The organism is Streptomyces sp. NPDC048516, from assembly GCF_043199875.1.
Taxonomy (GTDB): Bacteria; Actinomycetota; Actinomycetes; order Streptomycetales; family Streptomycetaceae; genus Streptomyces.
The window spans coordinates 1-17,512 of record NZ_JBICWS010000045.1; the positions used below are offsets into that span (position 1 = coordinate 1).

The window sequence follows — 17,512 nt, forward strand, 5'->3', positions numbered from 1 at the left end:
CGAAACCGCAATAGCCCACACCGGAAACCCTGGAAACCCACCCCCACAACCACATGCAAAAACCGCAACACACAAACCCAACTGACACACCAACAAACAGCAAACGTAAAGGGGCTCTCGTCGACTGACGAGAGCCCCTTTACCAGAACGTCGCTCTATCGGAGATTCACCAGAACCGGGGGCGAGTGTTCCCCCCGGACGGAGGCCACCGACACCACAGCGTGGCCGGGCGGGAGGGAGTTCGCCAGGTCGGAGGCTGACCAGCGCTCCCGCTCGACCGTGTGCACGGTCACCGCCTTCGCGGTGACCGCCTTGCCCGTGACCAGCTGCCGGAAGACGTGAAACGCCTTCATCCCGGCGCCTTCGGCGATGATCTGGCGGTCGGTCACAGTGCGCGTCTCCACCCACTCCTTGCCCCAGACTTCCGCGAACTTTGCCCCGTCCCCCGGCGTGACGCCCGCGAACGCCATCCGGCACCCCACCGCACCGAGCAGCGCGCTGCGCAGGGCCTCCGGCACGTCCTCCAGCGCTCGCAGCGTCAGTAGCACGCCTGCATGGGCGGAGCGGATTCGCTGGAGGCTGCGCAGCGCTTCCTGGGTCACGACGTGCGGCACGTCGTCCAGGATCAGGCAGGCGAACAGGGAGCGATCGGCGCGGGTAACCGCCGACTCGGCGAACTGCGCCAGGATCAGCCGGGCGAGGATCCGGGACGCCTCGATGTGTCCGCGGTCGGGCAAGTCGATGCGTACCCGCAACGGGCGATCGAGGGTACGCAGGGACACCTGCCGGGTGCGGCCGGTCGGGTCGAAGAAGTCCGCGAACGCCGGGCGGTCCAGGACGGCGATGCGGTCGGCGAGGTGCACGCCGACGTCGTCCGGCCGCTGTGCCTGGCGTGCACGGGCGTCCAACTCGCGGAGCGCGGCCTTGTGGCCACCGGCCTCCAGATCGGCGCGCAGCGCCTCCAACGCGTCGGGCGCCCCGTCCAGCAACTCGCGCAGTTCCGGCACCGAAGGGAACCGGGAATGGGCAGTGCGGTGCGCGCCGAGCAGTTGCCCGAGGGCAACCGCGGCACGGCGGGCCTGGTCGCCAAGGTCACCAACCAGCGCTTCAGCGAGGATGCCGGCCGCCTCGTCGGGGTCGGTGGTGCCGCCGTACAGGTCCAGGTCGGCACTGCCTGAGCGTCCGGGTCGGACGATGACGTCGAACACGTCGTCCGGGCCGGCTGGCGCGCTGGCTGGCCCTACGGCCACCACCACGCACTGCCCGGCCAGCGCTTGCAGGCACAGGGACTCCGTCACCGGGCGGACAACGGACGTGGTCTTCCCGCTGCCGGCGGGGCCGACGGCGAGCACGGACGTGCCCAGCAGGGTCGGGCTCAGGGCGATTCCCGCGCCACGGTGCTGGAAGGCGTTGCGTGGCTGGTCGGCAGCGACCCCGATGCGCACCTGTCGGGTGAGCAGGTCATGGTGCGCGGTCCTGCGGGGCACGTCGCGCCGCCCTGAGGGGTGCGCGTAGGCGGCGGCTCCCTGGTGGGAGACAGCCTTGCTGAACGCGTCCAACGCCGCCTGAGTGCCCTTCTCCTGCGCCTTGCGCCATGCGTGCGCGAGGCGGGTCACGTCGACGTCGTTCATGCGGCCGGCTCGGGCGTCCGCGGCGAGCCGGTCAGCGGCCTCGGTCAGTCCTGCGGCGCGCAGCTCGGGCCACTGCGCTGGGTCGGCGGCCGGCGGGGGCACCACGTCGGCCTGGTCGCCCTGCTGGAGTGCCTGCCCGAGGCGGCGCAGCAGCGGCCACCAGTGGCCGAGCCGGCCGAACACCACGATCAGCCCGATCGCCACCAGGCCGTAGTAGATCCAGGCGGCCCAGACGAACCCCATGGGGTCGCTCGGGGCCAACACCTCCAGCGGCCACAACCAGTAGGGGCCGAGGTAGCCGTGCCACAGCAGCGACCACAGCAGCCAGCCGCAGAACGCCGAGGCCGCTGCGCCCGCGATCCTCCGCCGCAGCGGTGCCTCTTCGGGGTCCTTCTCGACCTTGACGCGGTGTCCGTACGTCCAGATGCCCGGGGCGGCGGTAGGGCGGGGGGTGCGCAGCCAGCGCAGCACCGGGGGTTGCTCGGCGGGCGAGTGGGCGGGCGGAGGCGGGGCCGCCGGCGGCGGGCCGGCGGGGCGCGGCACGGCTGGCGTGCGGGGCGGTGCTGGTGGCGCGTCGTTGGTGTCGTCCGTGGTCATTGGGTGGTTCTCCCCCTTGGGTGCCGTGTGGTGACCATGGTGCAACTGCGTGAGGTTCCGCGCCCCGATGACGGAACGGCCGGGCTGGTCGCTCGGGTGCGTCAGCGCCGCGCAGCGAGAGAGCCCAGCGGCATTTGAGCGCCCCCGTGAACCCGCCAGCAGACAGCCAACGCCAACCACCGCCCAGCACTGTGTCAGGGTTGTCAGAGTTTGCGGCCGCGGTTACCACGGCGGTTGACCTGCGCGTCTGCGGTTACCACGCGTCCGTGAGAGGGGTCCTGTAACAAGTCCCTTTGCGAGTCCACATGCAAGCCCATGTGAAAGGCCCCCTGCATGGCTGATGCAGGGGGCGCTGGGGGCGGCGTCCTGGTCCTGGTGCTCGTCGTCAGTTGCCCTTGTCCCCCTGCTGCTTCGGGGGCCGGCTCTTGCGCTGCGAGTGGGCGGCGATGCCCCCGGAGGCTCCGCCGGACGCGGTGTTGGGTGGCTTGCTCGCGTTACTGCTGGGGTTGCTACCGCTCCCCCGGCCACTGTGGGTGTTGATGCCCTGCAGAACCCCGGCCGCGGCATCGACGGCGCGGAGGGGAAGCCGAGCGGCGGTGCCCGCCGTGCGGGCCGTCATCCGCGCGGTTCGAAGGCCGTCGCCCCAACCCGGGACTTTCCAGATCAGCCCGACCGCCGCACCGAGGGTGATGAGGGTGACGGCGAGCCCGGTGAGCACGTTGCCGTGGTCGGTCTGGAGCACCGAGGCGAGCCCCAGCATGATCACCATTATTGGCTCGGCTCCGATCACCGCGGCCATGAACCCCGCCCACTTCCGGACATGGGGCCACCACTGCTGGTCCACCAGCCCGGAGTAGACGACCACACCGAGCAGCGCCCCAACGTACAAGGCGAGTGCCCGCAGAACGAGCAGCAGCCACAGCGCGCCGCACAAGACGATCGTCGCGAGGGAGACGGCGGCCAGGATGAGCGGGCCGCCGTCCACGCGGCCGGCCTCCAGGTCGGCGCCGAGGCTGTTGAACAGTCCCGCCTTGCCGCTACCGAGGGCGGAGGCCAACACGTCCGTTACGGCCGATGTCGCCTGCACCACCACATAGAGGATCAGCGGGGTGAAGGCGCTCGCCGCAACGGCCAGCCACAGCAGGCCGATTGCCTCGCTCATCGCGGTGACCAGCGAGGCGCCGCGTACCGCGCGTTTGGTCACGGCGAACAGCCACAGGACCAGGACCAGGACGGTGGTTGCCGCGAACACGATCGCGTACTGCCGGAGGAATCCGGCGTTGGTGAAGTCGACCGAGTTGGGGTCGCCGATCACCTTGCCCAACTGGTTCGCTGTCCAGTGGGCGGCCTTCGCTACGGAGTGCGCGAGGGAGGTGAGGGGATCGAGGCTGTCCATGGGTGAGGGGACGGACGGTTTGGTGCCGCTCTCCCCGTTCCTGCACAGCTGGAGCGCCTCCCCTGGGACCAGTTGGCACGGATCATCAGGCATCCGGCCGCCCCCGCTCCGGTGTGCTGGTCTCGTGGTGCACGCTCTCCCCCTCTGGTCCTGGTGTTGCGTCGATGCGGGTGCCGGCGGCGCCCCGTCGTCTGTGTACCCGACCGGGCACGCCGTGTGTTGACTCTGCCGCGTGCGGCGTGGGCGCGTCCACCGCGCACCGCCGCATCCGGGACGCACACCCCGCTCGGCTCCCCCGCCCGCGCGAAGAAAAGGGCGGCTTTTCTTCGGGGCCGGGGGGTCATTTTTGACGTGGTTGACGCGTCAGCGCAGGTCAGCACGTGGCGAGCAACGTGCGGGCCGTGACGCGTCGACACGTCCCCGGCCACGCCGAGCCGGGGCCGGCGGCCTTCCGGACACGTCCGGTCACGTGCTGGCACGTGTGGCGCGGAGGGCGGGCACGTCACCGGCACGTCACGCGGTCAGCGCTGCCTCGATGTCCGCGAGTCGGTAGACGGTGGGGCGGGCGGCGTCGGTCTCCGCGTCCAGCCGCTGACGCGGAATGTCGAGTCCGGCGCGGCGCAGCTCGGCGCGGAGGGTGCGTCCCACCATGATCAGCCGGTCGTCCCGGCCCTCCCAACGCCCCCATGTCACAGGGTCGTCCGCGGCGAGCCGATCGGCGAGTTGGGCCAGCGTGAGCCAGTCCGGCGAGCCGGCCGCGGTGAACGCGGCGAGCAGGGCCCGGCCGATGGCGGGCAGCTGCTCGGCGTCGGCGGCGATCGTCGGCCGGCGGCTGGGGGTGCCGTCAATGCTGGGCAGTCCAGCGGCGACCCGCGCGGCCGCAGCTTCCGCGGCCGCGGCCGCGGAGAGCAGCGGGGCATACCGCAGCAGGGGCTCACTGCTGCGGGGGGTGATGCAGTAGAACTGTCCGGCGTCGGCAGGCTCCCATTCGCCCGGCGATGGCACCAGGACGTGAGGCAGCCAGCCTTTCGCGATGGCATCAGACTGTCCCACCACCAGCGGCACATCGGCCGATCGGCACGGCATGAGGATGCGGACCCCCAGAGCGTCCGCGATGGCGTCGCTCAGGGCGGATGCATCGGCCGTGGCGTCCGTGGTGCAGATGACCAGCGTCACCCTGGCCTTCCGGCCGACCTCCAGCAGGCGTAGCGCGATCTGCTTGGCGCGCGCGGTCAGGCGCCGGAACTCGTCGGCGAACACGACGATCGCGGGGGCGTCTTCGCTGACCGGATGGTTGTCGTCGGTGTCGTCCAGGGCCGCAATGCGGGCATGCGCGCGCCGCAGCAGGTCTTCCAGCGTCCGCTCGATGTCCTCGGCGGTGTACGCGGTGCGGGCGGCGCAGGATCGCAACGGGCCCAGCCCGCGCCCCATCGGGTCGACGTCGACCGCCACCGCGTCCGTGCACGCCGTAACCGCCTCCGCCAGCCTTCGGACGAGAGCAGATTTGCCGCCGCCGGATGACGCGACGATCAGCACGTGCTGACCTGCCAGCACCACGGGGGTGGGGTCGCCGTCGATCGAGCGTCCGAGGCTGACGGGGGTGGTGATCGAGCGGGAGCGCGGTTGGCTGACCGGAGAGGACGCGTCGGCGGCGAACGGATCACTGGTGAGCACCCTGAGGGTGACGGCCGCACTGTCCTCCGGGTCGGACTGCTGGGCAAGCAGCCTGTTTGTCCCCACCCGCAGCGTCGTTGCCACACCGGGCAGCACCCGCACCAGATCGGCGATGGTGCCGCCGCCTAGAACCATGGGCACCGTCCAGCCCCAGTCAGCCTCGGTCGGGACACGCACTTCTGCGATCTTGGCGCCCTCCTTCTTCAGGGCCAGGCGCACGCTTTCGCGGGCGGTGCGAGGGTCCCGGCCGGCCTCCCGGATCGGGAACGGCTCAGGGTCTGCATCCATGTCCGCATGGGCGGGGGCCTTCGGCGGGACGAACAACAACTTCGGCACCGGAGGCCGGCGGCGGGTGGGGCGGCGCCCCTGCCCCCACGCAACACCAGCCAGCACTGCTGCGGCCGCCGCGGTGACCACGAGACCGGCAAGCGCGGAGAGCCACCACACACCCAGCCACAGCGCAGCCAGCACCAACACCCACGCGGCCGCCGCCAGATGCCGGCGGGAGCGCACCTGCCCACGGCCGATGACCAGCATCTGGTCCGTGACTTCGAGATGGCGGAACTCTTCCTGACCGAGACGCATTTGCATCTGCGCCCACTGCATCATCCGGTAGGAAACCATCGGGGAGGCGCCGCCCATTCCTCCGCCGTATCCGTACCCGTAGCCGCGGCTACGTTTTTGCATCGCGATGCGCTGCATCTGCATGTACGTCGCCTGTTTTTGCTGGGCCTTCAGCATCGACATATTTTGCTGCACTTCAGCAGAGAAACGCTGCCGCTGTTGACGCCACAGGCGGTATTGGTCATTGAGGATGCGGTGCGCAATATGCGTATCCGTCAGATCCTCCGCGCGCCACCATCGTCCGCACTCGTTACGCAGATGACGCAGCCCTACCACAATCGCGGATTCAACACCCCTGCCGGGTGTTTCGCTCTTACTCACCTCAACGACCCTTTACAGCGTGCTGGTAAGGATGTCGCCGAGGGTGTTTCCACTGGTGCGGATCAGTCCCATTCCCATACCGATCAACCCTGCGGACGTACCGAGCCACACCCCGACGAGCGCGCCACGGACAACAGGCTTGGTAAGGTCTCGTCGACCTGATTTGATCAGGCCAAGATAGAACATCAGCAGCACAATCCCCGCGATGGCTCCGCCAACGCCGACCCTTTCACCGCCGGTCATTGCCGCCCCCTTATGACCGGGGACTGCAACACCCGTCGCGTGCTCCAGAGCGTATTTGCCGATGCCCTGCCCGAGGACAGCGGCATTTCCGCCCATGGCACCGAGGATTCCGCCACCGAGAAAGAGCAATGCAGCGAGCGTAACGCCCATAAAAAAATGGACCTTTGGGGTGGGGTCTCCGCCCCGCCACCGGCCGATTTGATAGGCGAGGATTGCCAGCCCGAGCGTGATCGCGCCCAGTCCCCCGCCCACGGCCCCCGCGGTGTTCATGATCAGACTCCTGTCAGCCAGGTGATGGTGAGGCGCCACGCCATACGCACCACGCCAATGATGACCACCCATGCGATCACGGCCAGGACCAGGCGCAACAGATATCCGAGGTAACGGGTCCGCCACGCCTTGACGAGCCCTGCCCACACCAGGCTCGTCGCCTGCGTGACGAGGGCGGACAGGGCGCTGGCGAGCATGCTGCCGAGCGGCAGCAGCATCAGGACACCGACGAGCAGCAGCACCAGCAGCACCCAGCCGAACGGGGCGAGAATCCCGTCGCCCCGCACCTCTTCGGCAACGGCGACCGCCGGCCCGATTCGCCACCACCAGGCCGCGCCCGCGATCAGCAGCGCCGGGACGTTGATACCGAGGCGCAGCCAGCGCAGGTCCAACCCTTTCTTGTCGGCCGCTGCGTATGGGTCGGGTAGCCGGTCCGCGATCGCGTCGCCAATCTGCGCGCCAATCTCCAGCGCGGCGCCCATCTGCGCGCCAATCTCCTTCGTTGCCTCCAGCGCTTCCGCGCTCTGCTCGGTCCACTCGTCGCGCAGCTCGTCACGTACGGCCGGCCAGCGCCACCAGTCCTCATCGGGCGGGGGCGGGGAGTCGGCCGGGTCCGGGGCCGGCCCTGGTGGTGGCGGGGCGTCCGGCGGCCGGCTCGGTGGCGGAGGGACCGCCGACGCCGAGCCTGGATCCGGTGTTGGCTCTCTCGCATCACTGGAACCGCTGCGCTCGTCGTCCATCCGCCACCCCCATAGATCAGCGTCCCCGCAGGGTAGTCCCGCTGATCAGCCCTGATCACCCCTCCAGAGCCACCAGCAGTCGCTGATGTCATCGGGCGCATTTAGGCGTAGTTCCGCGCCAGCGCCGGGTAGTTGGCCACTTTCGCGATCTTTCCGGCTAAGGAAGGCCCGCTTCATGCGGGCAAATCTTGCATTCAAGCCATGCTGATTCATTGGATTTGGCGCGCCGCGTAAAGGGCGGCGACAACGCAAGAGTGCCTCGGTATAGGGCAGTTCGACGAGACGGGCATGGATTCGAATTTTTCAGACGACCTTGATAGGGCATTACGCGACAGTTTACGGGTCTCTGGAAAGCTGTAAAACCTGGTCGGTAAAGAAGATGGCAAGAAGGATTAGCGTAGAGATTTTGCCTGACATCGACCGGCCCAGTCTTATGCATCTGTCCGGTCACTGGCTGCGCTTTCCGGAACGGTTAACGAAGGCTGCGGCACCACACGATCGGCAGGTGAGTCGGCGACCGACACCTAGCCCCTCTTGGGGACTCCGGCCGGCCCCCGTTGCTGAACCACCGTGGACCGAGAGCCGAGGGAGGCGCGCGATTGGCTGTACGGCCGCCTGCCGGGCCGGGAGGGGGCTAGGTGGAGGGTTTCCCCGGACGACCCCTGATCGCCCCTCAGGAAGGCGTGCAGGCCCCCTATCTGCCCTCCCCGTTGACACCTTCCGATCGCTGCCACTTCACGCGCGCCCGCGGACGTGTGCTCGCGCGCGTCCAGTGGTTGCTGTTCCTACCTCAGGTCCGTGCAGCAACCCATGACTTCATCAGCCACTTTGATACGAGGGCATGGTCCAACGAAGTGGTGCGCGAAGCGCAGGACCATGACCAAGGGATGGTCCAGCGCATCCAAGGCGCTGGCGCGGGTCTGGGCCGGCGTTAGGCCCAGGTCGAAAGACTGTGGGCGTAGCCCTCAACTTCTGTGTGCCTCAGGCTCTGTGTACTTCCCCCTCTATATGGATCACCTCTATGTACTTTCCCCCGCATTTTTGAAGGGGCCCCCCTGTCATTTTTGCTGGGGACCCCCCTGTCATTTTTGCTGGGGACCCCCCTGTCAGAAATGACAGGGGGGTGGTGGTCTGGGCAAGCAACAGGGCCCCCATCATTTCTGACAGGGGCCCTGAGCTGGTGTTTCGTCAACGCGCCTCGGGGGGGCGCCACATGGTGACGTACTCGTTCGTCGTCCGTGCGCCGTTCTCCTTCCAGCGCGGCCGCACTTCGATCGCGCCCTCCTTCTTCAGCCCCTCCAGCGCGCGCTCGACGGTCGATCGGCTGATCTTGAGTGCCTTCGCGATCGTCTCCAGGCCGGGGAACGTCTGGTCCAGCCCGCCGTACCTGGCGCGAAGGTAGTCGTACAACCACACATCCTTCCGGCACCTCACGATGACCCAGAGGGGCGTCTGGCTGAATTGTTCAGCGGGGCCTTCGTGCCGGAGGCCGGGCAGTGCTTCGTCCGCCATGGCGGTACAGCCTTTCCGCCCTGAAACTCCCAGGTGGGCGACCACTGGTGCGGCCCGGTATGGTGGAGCCCAGAGCTATATCCCAGCGAGCGGCCCCCCGGCGACCAACCATCAGGGGCCGTTTCGCATTTCTGAACTGATCAAGCTTGTGTGCGGCCGATCGTACCGCCGTTGTCACGCAAGGTGATCTCACCCGTTAGGCGCCCTCCCCTCCTGCGAGCGCCGGCCGCTGGGGCGTTTGGGGCGAATCGATGCCCCGGCCGCCGCAAGCCAGTCGTACAGAGTCTTGGAAGAGACCCCCGCCAACTGCTTGATTCGGGTGCGGGAAGCGCCGGTTCGATCCGCAGCGACAGCTGCGTCGCGTACGAGGCGATCCAGGCGCGCGATTTCGGCATCGCGCCGCTCCTTGGCCAGCGCAAGGGCGCGCAGCGCCTCTGCCTGCGCCTTCTCAGGGATCTCGACCATGCCCCGGAGCGTACACGACATGCCTCGCGTGAGTAAGGATTGTTTCCGCGAGTCATTTCCCGTAGTGTCGTTTCCGCAGTCAGTCCCCGCCGCCATGGGGGGAGTTGGCCGCCCTGCGTCCAGACGCAGGCGGCCCCGGGGGTGCTACCAACACCGATCCCGGGGCCTTGACCGACCGCCTTGCCTACAACAAGGAGGTGCGATCCGCCATGGATCGTATCGGCACCACGCATCCCGAGATCACGTCGGGCCCCGACTCCAGCCAGCGTGACCAGCAGTCGCAGACCATCGCGGCGGCCGTCTCGCCGGACACCATCGCCGCAGCCGGTAAGGCCGCTGCGGCCCACCTCTCCGCCCTCTCTGGGGGTGACCACTGATGTTCGAGTGGCTGAGGGGAGGTAACGATCACGAGCTCGCTCGTACGCGGTACGCCGACCAGGAGTCGGCGACCGCGCGGGCCCGCCGCAAGGAGACCGAAGCGCGGGTTCGCCGGGCGCAGCGTCACCAGCGCACCGCGAGCGACCCCCGCGACCCGTTCGACGCGAACGGCTTCAGCCGCCGCGGCCGGCGTGGGGGTGCCCGATGAGCGACGAGCAGCACTACCAGGCCCGACCGTGCAGCGACTGCGGCGGCAGCAAAGGACACACCGAAACCTCGTGGGGCCTCAACGGCACCCGACACGACGTGTGGCGCACGTGCCAGAGCTGCAACGGAACGGGGGTGCGCTGATGTGGCAGTGCTCCGTCTGCTCCGGCTGGTTCGGCTTCCGCTGGATGTTCATCCTGCGCAGCTTCGTCTGCGACGTGTGCAAGGCAACCCGCACCTAACCCAACCCGCAGGACCGAGGGAACAGAAGCGCACCGCATAGCGGCAGGCCACTGATCCCGACGCCCCGGAACACGGCGTGAGGCCGCCGGATCGAATCCGGCCCGGGGCGCGCAGCTCGAACAACCAGGACGACCCCCGGCCGCAGCCGGGGGCCGCCCACCCGGTGTTGCACCACTGGGTGGTTGTCGGGCTCATCCGAGAAACGCAGAGAGGACCCGACATGACGATCGTCGCAGGTCGCCGCCGCTGGTGGCGACGGCGCCCCTTGGACGGAGAGGCGGAGGCCGTGACGCGCACGGTGTTGCCGGCCCGGACTTGTACGCCGCTGGTCGCGCTCCCGCCGCTCCCGTCCGGGTACGCAGCAGCAGGCCCTGCTGTTGCGCCGCTGGATGAGCGGGAGCTGACCGTGCGTGCGTGGCTGGTGTCCCGGATCGGTGGTGTCGCGTGACGACTCCCCCGCCCCCGTCCGAGCCGCCCACCGTCCACCTCTCCTCGACGGACGGGGACTGGTGGGAGCGCCTGGACGGGCGGACGCCGGCTGGCGGCCGGATTCCGGATTGGTGGACGGGAGAGCGCGTCGCCCTCGGCGATGACCAGCACCCGGAGGCGGGGAGCAACGACCACCAGCCGGAGGGCAATCACCCGGAGGTCACCCCCGCCGCCGCGCAGCTGCCGGAGGACCAGGACCAGGACCAGGACCAGGACCCTGCCCGCGGCCGATGGCTGCGGCCGGCCCTGGACTACTACCCGGACTTCACGGCACACGCCGAGAAGGTTCGGCCGGCCCTCAGCGCCAAGACCCGGGCCGCGCTCTACAACGCGTCCGCGGCCGGGGCGGGGTGGTGCTGCGGCCTGGTGCCCAAACTCGGCGATCTGATCGCCGAGTGCGGCCGAGAGGCCAGCATCACGGCGGCCCTGCTGGTGGGGGGCGGGGGTTGCCTGCTGGTCATGCACCTCTGGGACCGCCGCACCCGCCACTGGTGGCCCGGTATCGCGTGGGTTGCCCGTATCCCGCTGGCGTCCGCCGTGACCGCTCTCGCGCTGTACGCGCCCGCATCGCAGATCTGACCAATAGGAGGGGAAATTACCGTGATTGAGCACTTTGAGACGTTGGCGGCCGGATTCACCATGCAGGGCAAGCTGTTGGGCACCGTGGGGTCCGGAGGACTGGCGACCGTACTGACCGGGGTCATGATCGCCGGTATTCGGGAGCCGAAGGGCGGCGGCGAAGGCGGCGGCAAGAAGGGCAAGATGCGCCGCAAGCTCACCAGCACGCAGGCGCAGGTCCTCGGCATCGCGGCCGGCACGTGCTACGCGGGCGCCGGATCGATCTGGACCGCGTCAGGGCAGATGTCCAACGCGTTCGCCGAGATCTTCACCAGCGGCGCCTTTGGCGCGGCCGGCACGGGGGCGGTGTCCCTGCTGCTGGCCGGTTGGATGTACTTCCGTGAGATGCGGCCTGCGTGGGCGGCTGGTACGGGCGTCATCGCGGCTGGAGTTTGGGCCAGCGCGGGCGGCATCTGGGGCCTGCCGGAGGCAGTGGTGCTGACCGTCGCTCACTCGGTGGCGTCCTGATCATGGCTGCTGAGATCACGACGAGCCCGGGGGAGGAGACCCCTGAGGGGGCCCCCTCCCCGGGGCTGGTGCGCCGCATCGGCGCGGAACTGCGCGATCACCTGCGGGTGGACGGGGATGTGTTCGGGTCGCTCGGCGCCGGCTCGGCGGAACTCTGGGGCCGCGGCTGGGAGTGGGTGACCGAGGGCGACTGGCGGACCGCGCTCCAGCGGCTCGGCGCCGTGGCGGTCGGCGGGTACCTGCTGGTGTGGGAGGCCGCGCACGTACCGCGGCCGGTCCTCGGGTACGGCATCCCGGCTGCGGCGGTGGCATGGTGCGTCGCAGCGTGGATGGCCTCCCCCTCCCCCACCGATGAGGACCAGGACCAGGACGAGCACCAGGTGCAGCCGGAGGACGCGGGCACGCCGGTTTCGCTGGACAAGGGGTCTCCCGCTGATGACGAGACGGAGGCGCCGACCGCTGACCTCCCCGCCGTTGCCCGACTCATCGTCACCACGGCCGGCACGCGCGGCCGGGTCCACCTCCGTGACGTGCTCGCTGCCGGTCAGCTCGAAGGGCTCTTCGAGGGGTGGACGGTGGGCGTACTGCGCACCGCGCTGGAGGACTCGTGGGGAGTCCCGTGTGAGGACAACATGAACTACCGGGTGGGGGGCCGTCAGAAGTGCACGGTGGGGGTCCGGGTGGATGCCCTCCCGGAGGGCCTGCGCGCGGCCGGGGAGGGGCCCGCCGACACCCCCGTCGCCACCTCGCCCGGCACCCCCGCGCAGGCGTCCGCCGAGGGCGCTGCCGGAGCCGGCCCGGAGGGGGCCCCGGACCCCTCTCCCCTCCCCAACCCGGCACCCTCCCAGCAGGAGGGATAGGCCGATAGTTTCCGCAGGTCAGCGCGCGACCTATCGCCGACCTATCCCACGGCCTATCCATCGACCTACCACCCGTCAGCACCCAAGGAGGGGACCACAGATGAGCTACCGATACCGGTGTCGCGTGTGCCGCGTGAGCTACTCGGCCGACACCCGCGAAGAGGCGGAGGACGTCGCCGCCCTGCACCGCGCGGTAGAGCACGGGGGACTGGCCCCGGACGGGGAAGAACTGCGCCCCAGTCCGGTGCCGACGGCGGAGGGAGCGCCGTACGTGTCCACACGCCGAGCACTCGCCTACCTCGGAGCGCTGGCCGCGGTCATCCTCATCGCGCGTCTGCTCACCCTCGTACTGGGGCACTGACGCGTCCCTGTCCGCCCCGGCCGGTCATCGTCCGGGGCGGGCAGGGAGCCGTCAGCGACTCCGCCACGCGAAAACCCGGGCCGGCCGATGTCCTGGCAGATGGAGACCGACCCGGGGCGCCCAATCCGTCAAGGAAGGACGAACCCAGAATGCCGTTGCCTCACGGAATGTCCAGCGAAGGCGGCCCGGATGACCTTAGTCGCGCCATCCGCGCCGCGGCCGGGACGGTCGACGCGACCGTTACTGAAGCCCAGCAGCACGCATCGCTCTATCTGCTGGAAGACGTGTTGTCGGCCAGCAGGCCCTACGGGATCACGCTCGCGCATTGGGAGAAGGGCGGGGTGGACCTCCCGCAGGCATGCGTCCGGGTGATCTGCACCCGTTCCTTCTGACCAGATGAGACCGGGGTGCGCCGCGGTGCGCCCCGGTCGGTCCCGATGAAATCGCTGCACCGAAGAGAGTGAGTAATGGCAGCAGTCGAAATGACCGCACAGGAACTGGCCGAGTTCGAGCAGCGGGTACGGCGCTCCGAGCGTCTGCTCAGCGGGGGCACGTGGGTGATCGCCGCGGGCATGGTGATCTACAGCATGCTGACGGCAACGCCGTTCGTCGCCGCGCACACCCCCGACGGGTGGGAGCTGACGGCGCCGGTCCTCCCGATCGTGGTGGACAGCGCGTTCATCATCTCTCTGCGCCTGGACGCTGCGCTGAGCGCGATGGGTGCCGGCGGAGGTCTCGCGCCGTGGCTGCTGCGCGTCGCCACGGGCGCAGCATCGACGTTCCTCAACGTCTGGGGGTCGGTGGAGAAAGCCGACTGGACGGGGGTTGGGGTACACATCGTCCCGCCGCTGTTGCTGGTCCTGACAGCGGAGGCGGGGCCCGCCTACCGCCGCCGGCTGGTGCAAAAGCTGGACTCCGCCCGGAGGGTGCGCCGTGCCGTTGAGGCCCGGGAGACGCAGCAGCGGCGCGCGGACGACGAGCGGCGGCGCGCCGAGCGTCAGCAGGAGGAAGAGCGTCGGGAGGCGCGCCGGGCCGCAGAGCAGGAACGGGAAGACCGCCGGGAAGAGTCACGCCGCGCCCATGAGCTGAAGCTCGCACAGATCACGGCACCGCCGGCCCCGCCCGCCCGAACGTCTCCGACCCCGGAGGCCCCGCAGGCGCCGCACCCGCCCGCCCCTGAAGCGGCGCAGCAACTGCACCAGGCTCAGCAGGCCGCGCTGCTCGCGCGCGTCCAGAACGGCCGCTCTGCCATCCCCCACCCGGCCCCGGAGGCTGCGCCGGCCGAGGTCATCCCGGAGCCGGCGGTGAGTGCCCCTGCGGCCCCTGCTCCGCGTCCCGTGTCGGTGCACGCTGCGGTTTCCGCTCCCGTCTCCCGGGTCACTGCCCGCGTGGAGGATCAGCCGGAGCCCGAGGCGCAGCCAGACCCGGAGCCCGAAGCGGTACCGCTGACGAAGGAAGAGCTGGATCGGCTGACGGACGAACAGGTGGTGGCGCGGCTGCGGTACGGCTGGCAGCAGGGATGGACCACCCGGCAAGCCGGGGACCACGCTGGCCGTAGCCACGTGACCGCCAACAACTACTTCAAGAAGTTCAAGGCTGAGCAGGACGACAAGGAGGCCGTAGCGGCGGCTCGGTGAACCAGGCGCCACTTAACGCCCGCGGGGCCGGACGAGATGTCCGGCCCCGCGGGCGTTTCCACGTGTTTACGCAGATCAAGTCAGATTTACGGGCGGTGTAAACGATGTGGGTGGCGCGGCCCGCTCGTGGGGACCGCGCCTTCGTGTGAACCCGCTACGGTGCGGGCTATGTCAACCACACAAGCGCAAACCGTACCGGTTGTGCCCCTCCCAGACGATCTCGCGTTCCTCGACATCGTCACCGAGTGGGACGAGTCCGTGCACTGGAACCAGTGGCGTCCGCAGTTGCTCGTCCCGGCGACGTTCCGCCCCTTGTCGGTGCCCCGCGTCATCGTGATCGCCAACCAAAAGGGAGGCGTCGGCAAGACCACCACGACAGTGGAGTTGGCCGCGGCGCTGGCGGCCCGGGGCCTGCTGGTCCGGGTCATCGGCGCGGACCCGCAACGGGCATCGCTCCCTGAATGGCTGGTGCCCCAGCATCCCGAGGGGCTGGAGCCGAAGCGGCGCATGTCTCTCGCGCACGTCTTCTTCGGCCGCTGCTCGCTGGCAGACGCCACGTACCCGACCGTCTTCAAGGGGATCTACATCGTGCCCGGTGGCGGCAAGCTGGGCCGAGTCGAGAGCGAAAACACCCTGCCGGGCAGGGACGGCTGCATCCAGCGCGGCATCGCGGCTGATCCGCGATTCGACGTGAACATCATCGACTGTGGACCGACCCTCGGTGTCATCACGGTCTCCGCTCTCGCGGCCGGCGACGGTGTCATCGTGCCGACGCAGGCCGGACGCTTCGACCTGCTGGGCGCCTCCGATCTGCACCGCTCGTTCACCCTCGTTCGGGACTCGATGAACCCCAAGCTGAAGATTTGCGCGGTGATCCTCAATGAGTGGGACCGCACGAAGGTGATGCAGGAGACCGCATTCCAGGTGGCGAAGGACTACCCCGGGGCCGTGATCGCTCCGGTGCGGCGCTCAGTGAAGGTGCCCGAGGCCATCGGCGAATACATGCCGACCCGGCTGTACGCCCCGAAGGACAACGTCACCCGCGATTTCGATCAGTTGACGGGTGTCCTGTTCGCCCCGAAGGGAGGGTGAGCGTGGTCAACGTCGGAAGTGCGATCAGCGGCCCGGAGACCGACGAGGATGACGGGTGGGACGACGACGAGACGTACGCCGCTGTCCTGGTGACGCGCGGCCCGTACAACGCCGAGCCGGTCGACCCGGCGCGGCTACCCGCCGACCGCCGGCAACGACTCGCCGCGCTCGAGGATGCGCTCATGACCGCCGAGCGGACGCGGTCCAAGAGCGTGGCGTGGTCTAAGGCGCGGTGGATGATCGAGACGGGTACCGCGCTCCAGGTCCTGGTCGACGAAGACCTGTACCTGGAAGACGACGAGTACCCCACGCTGGAGACCTACGCAACGCACCGCCTGCACATGTCGCGGGGGCACGTCTACGAGCTGGTGGCCGATGCGTCCCGACTGCTCGCGATCGCTCCGCTGTCAGAAATTTCTGACAAGCCGTTCAACGCGAGCCACGCCCGGGTGCTGGCCCCGCTGATGGAGCCGCACGCCGACGAAGGAGGGAAGACCAAAGCAGAGATCGTCGTCGCCGACGTTGACACATCCGGGCGGAAGCGCACAGCCGCCGCGCTGCGGCGAGCAGCCGCGAAGCGGGGGTTCACCATCACGGAGCCAGCCGTGCCGTCGGCGCGCGATGCTGACGGCGGTGCGGTCAAGCGGCTGCGCGGCCTGCTCAAGACTCAAGAGACCGTCTATGACGCACTGGGGAGCGGGGTCCTTCGTGAGGCTCTCAGCAGCGATCCTGCCGCCACGCAGGCCCTGCTGAAGGAGTTCGCGCGGTGCGCCGCTCGTACCGATCGCCGGATCCGCACGGCGTTGAAGGCTGCGGAGGCAGACGACTCGTAGGCCGCGTGACCACGGCGACCCTCGCAGGGCTGCGTCCTGCGAGGGTCGCCGCATGTCGGGACGCGGCCGCCACCATGCGAATCCAGCGACAAATTGCAGAAACCGCATTGCGAAAACTGCAAGTGGTCGCTAGTTTTGCATCATGCCGAGCACTGAAGAGACGTTCCGTGCCACGATCGCCGCCATCCTCAGCAGGACCAGAGAGCGGCAATCGGACGTGGCTGCCGCGATCGGCCAGACACCCACGAAGTTCAGCAGGAAGCGCACCGGTGACGTTCGTCTGACGTTCGATGACGCGGACGCGCTGGCGGCGCACTGGCAGATGCCCGTCCTGGACCTGCTGGCAGGCCCCACGCACGCCGTGACGAAGCTGCCCGCGGCGCTCACCACGGGCGCCCGGCAACCCACCCTGGACGTCGCCGCCAGCGCCCCCGCCAGCCGACGCAGGAAGGCACCGGCCGCGCCTCCTGCCCCGTCTGAGGCGGCCCGGCCGATCCCGCCGGACACCTCGCCCGCGGCGGACCTTCGAGCGATCGAGCAGCACCTCACCGCCGCGCCCGACACCCCAGAGCTCCAGCCGGCGGGCAACGAGCCGGCCCCGCCCCCCGTCACACTGACCCCGGATGCGGACGCGGACGGCAAGATGATCCGCGGCCCGCTGGAGCCCTGCGTGCTGTGCGATCGGCCGGTATCCCTGCGGGCGGGCGGTCGGCCGCAGCACGCATACGGGCTGTGCGGGCCGGCCGAGGCCGCGCCCGCCGAGGCCGCGCCCGCCGAGGCCGCGCCCGCCGAGGCCGCGCCCGCCGAGGCCGCGCCCGCCGAGGCCGCGCCCGCCGAGGCCGCGCCCGCCGAG

General features: G+C 69.6%; 18 protein-coding genes and 1 pseudogene. 12 read left to right on the top strand and 7 right to left on the bottom strand.

Annotation, left to right across the window (positions count from 1 at the left end):
* Positions 1 to 155 precede the first annotated feature (155 nt).
* From ACGFR7_RS37105 to ACGFR7_RS37135, 7 genes are all read right to left on the bottom strand, one after another.
* Positions 156 to 2,228, bottom strand: a complete 2,073-nt coding sequence (locus tag ACGFR7_RS37105) for an ATP-binding protein (RefSeq protein ID WP_393328398.1) — start codon at positions 2,226 to 2,228, stop codon at positions 156 to 158.
* Positions 2,229 to 2,613: 385 nt separating this feature from the next.
* Complete coding sequence (locus tag ACGFR7_RS37110; RefSeq protein ID WP_393328400.1) at positions 2,614 to 3,624, bottom strand: hypothetical protein; 1,011 nt, start codon at positions 3,622 to 3,624, stop codon at positions 2,614 to 2,616.
* A 513-nt stretch (positions 3,625 to 4,137) separates the two neighbouring features.
* Entirely contained in the window at positions 4,138 to 6,243 is a 2,106-nt protein-coding gene (locus ACGFR7_RS37115) for a hypothetical protein (RefSeq protein ID WP_393328403.1), read from the bottom strand.
* 12 nt (positions 6,244 to 6,255) lie between these two features.
* Entirely contained in the window at positions 6,256 to 6,756 is a 501-nt protein-coding gene (locus ACGFR7_RS37120) for a hypothetical protein (protein ID WP_393328405.1), read from the bottom strand.
* A gap of 2 nt (positions 6,757 to 6,758) precedes the next feature.
* A complete protein-coding gene (locus ACGFR7_RS37125) occupies positions 6,759 to 7,496 on the bottom strand; it encodes a hypothetical protein (RefSeq protein WP_393328407.1) in 738 nt (245 codons plus the stop codon).
* A gap of 1,188 nt (positions 7,497 to 8,684) precedes the next feature.
* Positions 8,685 to 8,906, bottom strand: a complete 222-nt coding sequence (locus ACGFR7_RS37130; protein ID WP_393328410.1) for a GntR family transcriptional regulator — start codon at positions 8,904 to 8,906, stop codon at positions 8,685 to 8,687.
* A 291-nt stretch (positions 8,907 to 9,197) separates the two neighbouring features.
* On the bottom strand, positions 9,198 to 9,473 hold the full coding sequence (locus ACGFR7_RS37135) for a hypothetical protein (protein WP_393328413.1): 276 nt from the start codon (positions 9,471 to 9,473) through the stop codon (positions 9,198 to 9,200).
* 209 nt (positions 9,474 to 9,682) lie between these two features.
* On the opposite strand from ACGFR7_RS37135, the gene ACGFR7_RS37140 reads away from it, so the two are divergent.
* The 12 genes and pseudogenes from ACGFR7_RS37140 to ACGFR7_RS37195 all read left to right on the top strand — a co-directional run.
* Positions 9,683 to 9,850, top strand: coding sequence for a hypothetical protein (locus tag ACGFR7_RS37140; RefSeq protein ID WP_393328416.1), 168 nt, complete (start codon positions 9,683 to 9,685; stop codon positions 9,848 to 9,850).
* Positions 9,850 to 10,059: a hypothetical protein gene (locus ACGFR7_RS37145; protein ID WP_393328419.1), complete on the top strand. Its 210-nt coding sequence runs from the start codon at positions 9,850 to 9,852 to the stop codon at positions 10,057 to 10,059. Before ACGFR7_RS37140 ends, ACGFR7_RS37145 begins: the two co-directional genes overlap by 1 nt.
* Positions 10,060 to 10,168: 109 nt before the next feature.
* On the top strand, positions 10,169 to 10,300 hold the full coding sequence (locus ACGFR7_RS37150) for a hypothetical protein (RefSeq protein WP_393328422.1): 132 nt from the start codon (positions 10,169 to 10,171) through the stop codon (positions 10,298 to 10,300).
* A 445-nt stretch (positions 10,301 to 10,745) separates the two neighbouring features.
* Positions 10,746 to 11,369 (top strand): hypothetical protein, encoded by a 624-nt coding sequence (locus ACGFR7_RS37155; RefSeq protein WP_393328424.1) that lies wholly within the window; start codon positions 10,746 to 10,748, stop codon positions 11,367 to 11,369.
* Between the two features lie 21 nt (positions 11,370 to 11,390).
* Positions 11,391 to 11,876 (top strand): hypothetical protein, encoded by a 486-nt coding sequence (locus tag ACGFR7_RS37160; protein WP_393328427.1) that lies wholly within the window; start codon positions 11,391 to 11,393, stop codon positions 11,874 to 11,876.
* Positions 11,877 to 11,878: 2 nt separating this feature from the next.
* Positions 11,879 to 12,736 (top strand): hypothetical protein, encoded by an 858-nt coding sequence (locus ACGFR7_RS37165; RefSeq protein ID WP_393328430.1) that lies wholly within the window; start codon positions 11,879 to 11,881, stop codon positions 12,734 to 12,736.
* Positions 12,737 to 12,869: 133 nt separating this feature from the next.
* Positions 12,870 to 13,097, top strand: coding sequence for a hypothetical protein (locus tag ACGFR7_RS37170; RefSeq protein WP_393328433.1), 228 nt, complete (start codon positions 12,870 to 12,872; stop codon positions 13,095 to 13,097).
* 167 nt (positions 13,098 to 13,264) lie between these two features.
* On the top strand, positions 13,265 to 13,489 hold the full coding sequence (locus ACGFR7_RS37175; protein ID WP_393328436.1) for a hypothetical protein: 225 nt from the start codon (positions 13,265 to 13,267) through the stop codon (positions 13,487 to 13,489).
* Positions 13,490 to 13,564: 75 nt separating this feature from the next.
* Positions 13,565 to 14,734, top strand: coding sequence for a hypothetical protein (locus tag ACGFR7_RS37180; protein ID WP_393328439.1), 1,170 nt, complete (start codon positions 13,565 to 13,567; stop codon positions 14,732 to 14,734).
* Between the two features lie 201 nt (positions 14,735 to 14,935).
* Positions 14,936 to 15,826: a ParA family protein gene (locus tag ACGFR7_RS37185; RefSeq protein WP_393328441.1), complete on the top strand. Its 891-nt coding sequence runs from the start codon at positions 14,936 to 14,938 to the stop codon at positions 15,824 to 15,826.
* A 2-nt stretch (positions 15,827 to 15,828) separates the two neighbouring features.
* Positions 15,829 to 16,659, top strand: coding sequence for a hypothetical protein (locus tag ACGFR7_RS37190; protein ID WP_393328444.1), 831 nt, complete (start codon positions 15,829 to 15,831; stop codon positions 16,657 to 16,659).
* 142 nt (positions 16,660 to 16,801) lie between these two features.
* Positions 16,802 to 17,512, top strand: a pseudogene (locus ACGFR7_RS37195) (hypothetical protein); the annotation flags it as partial.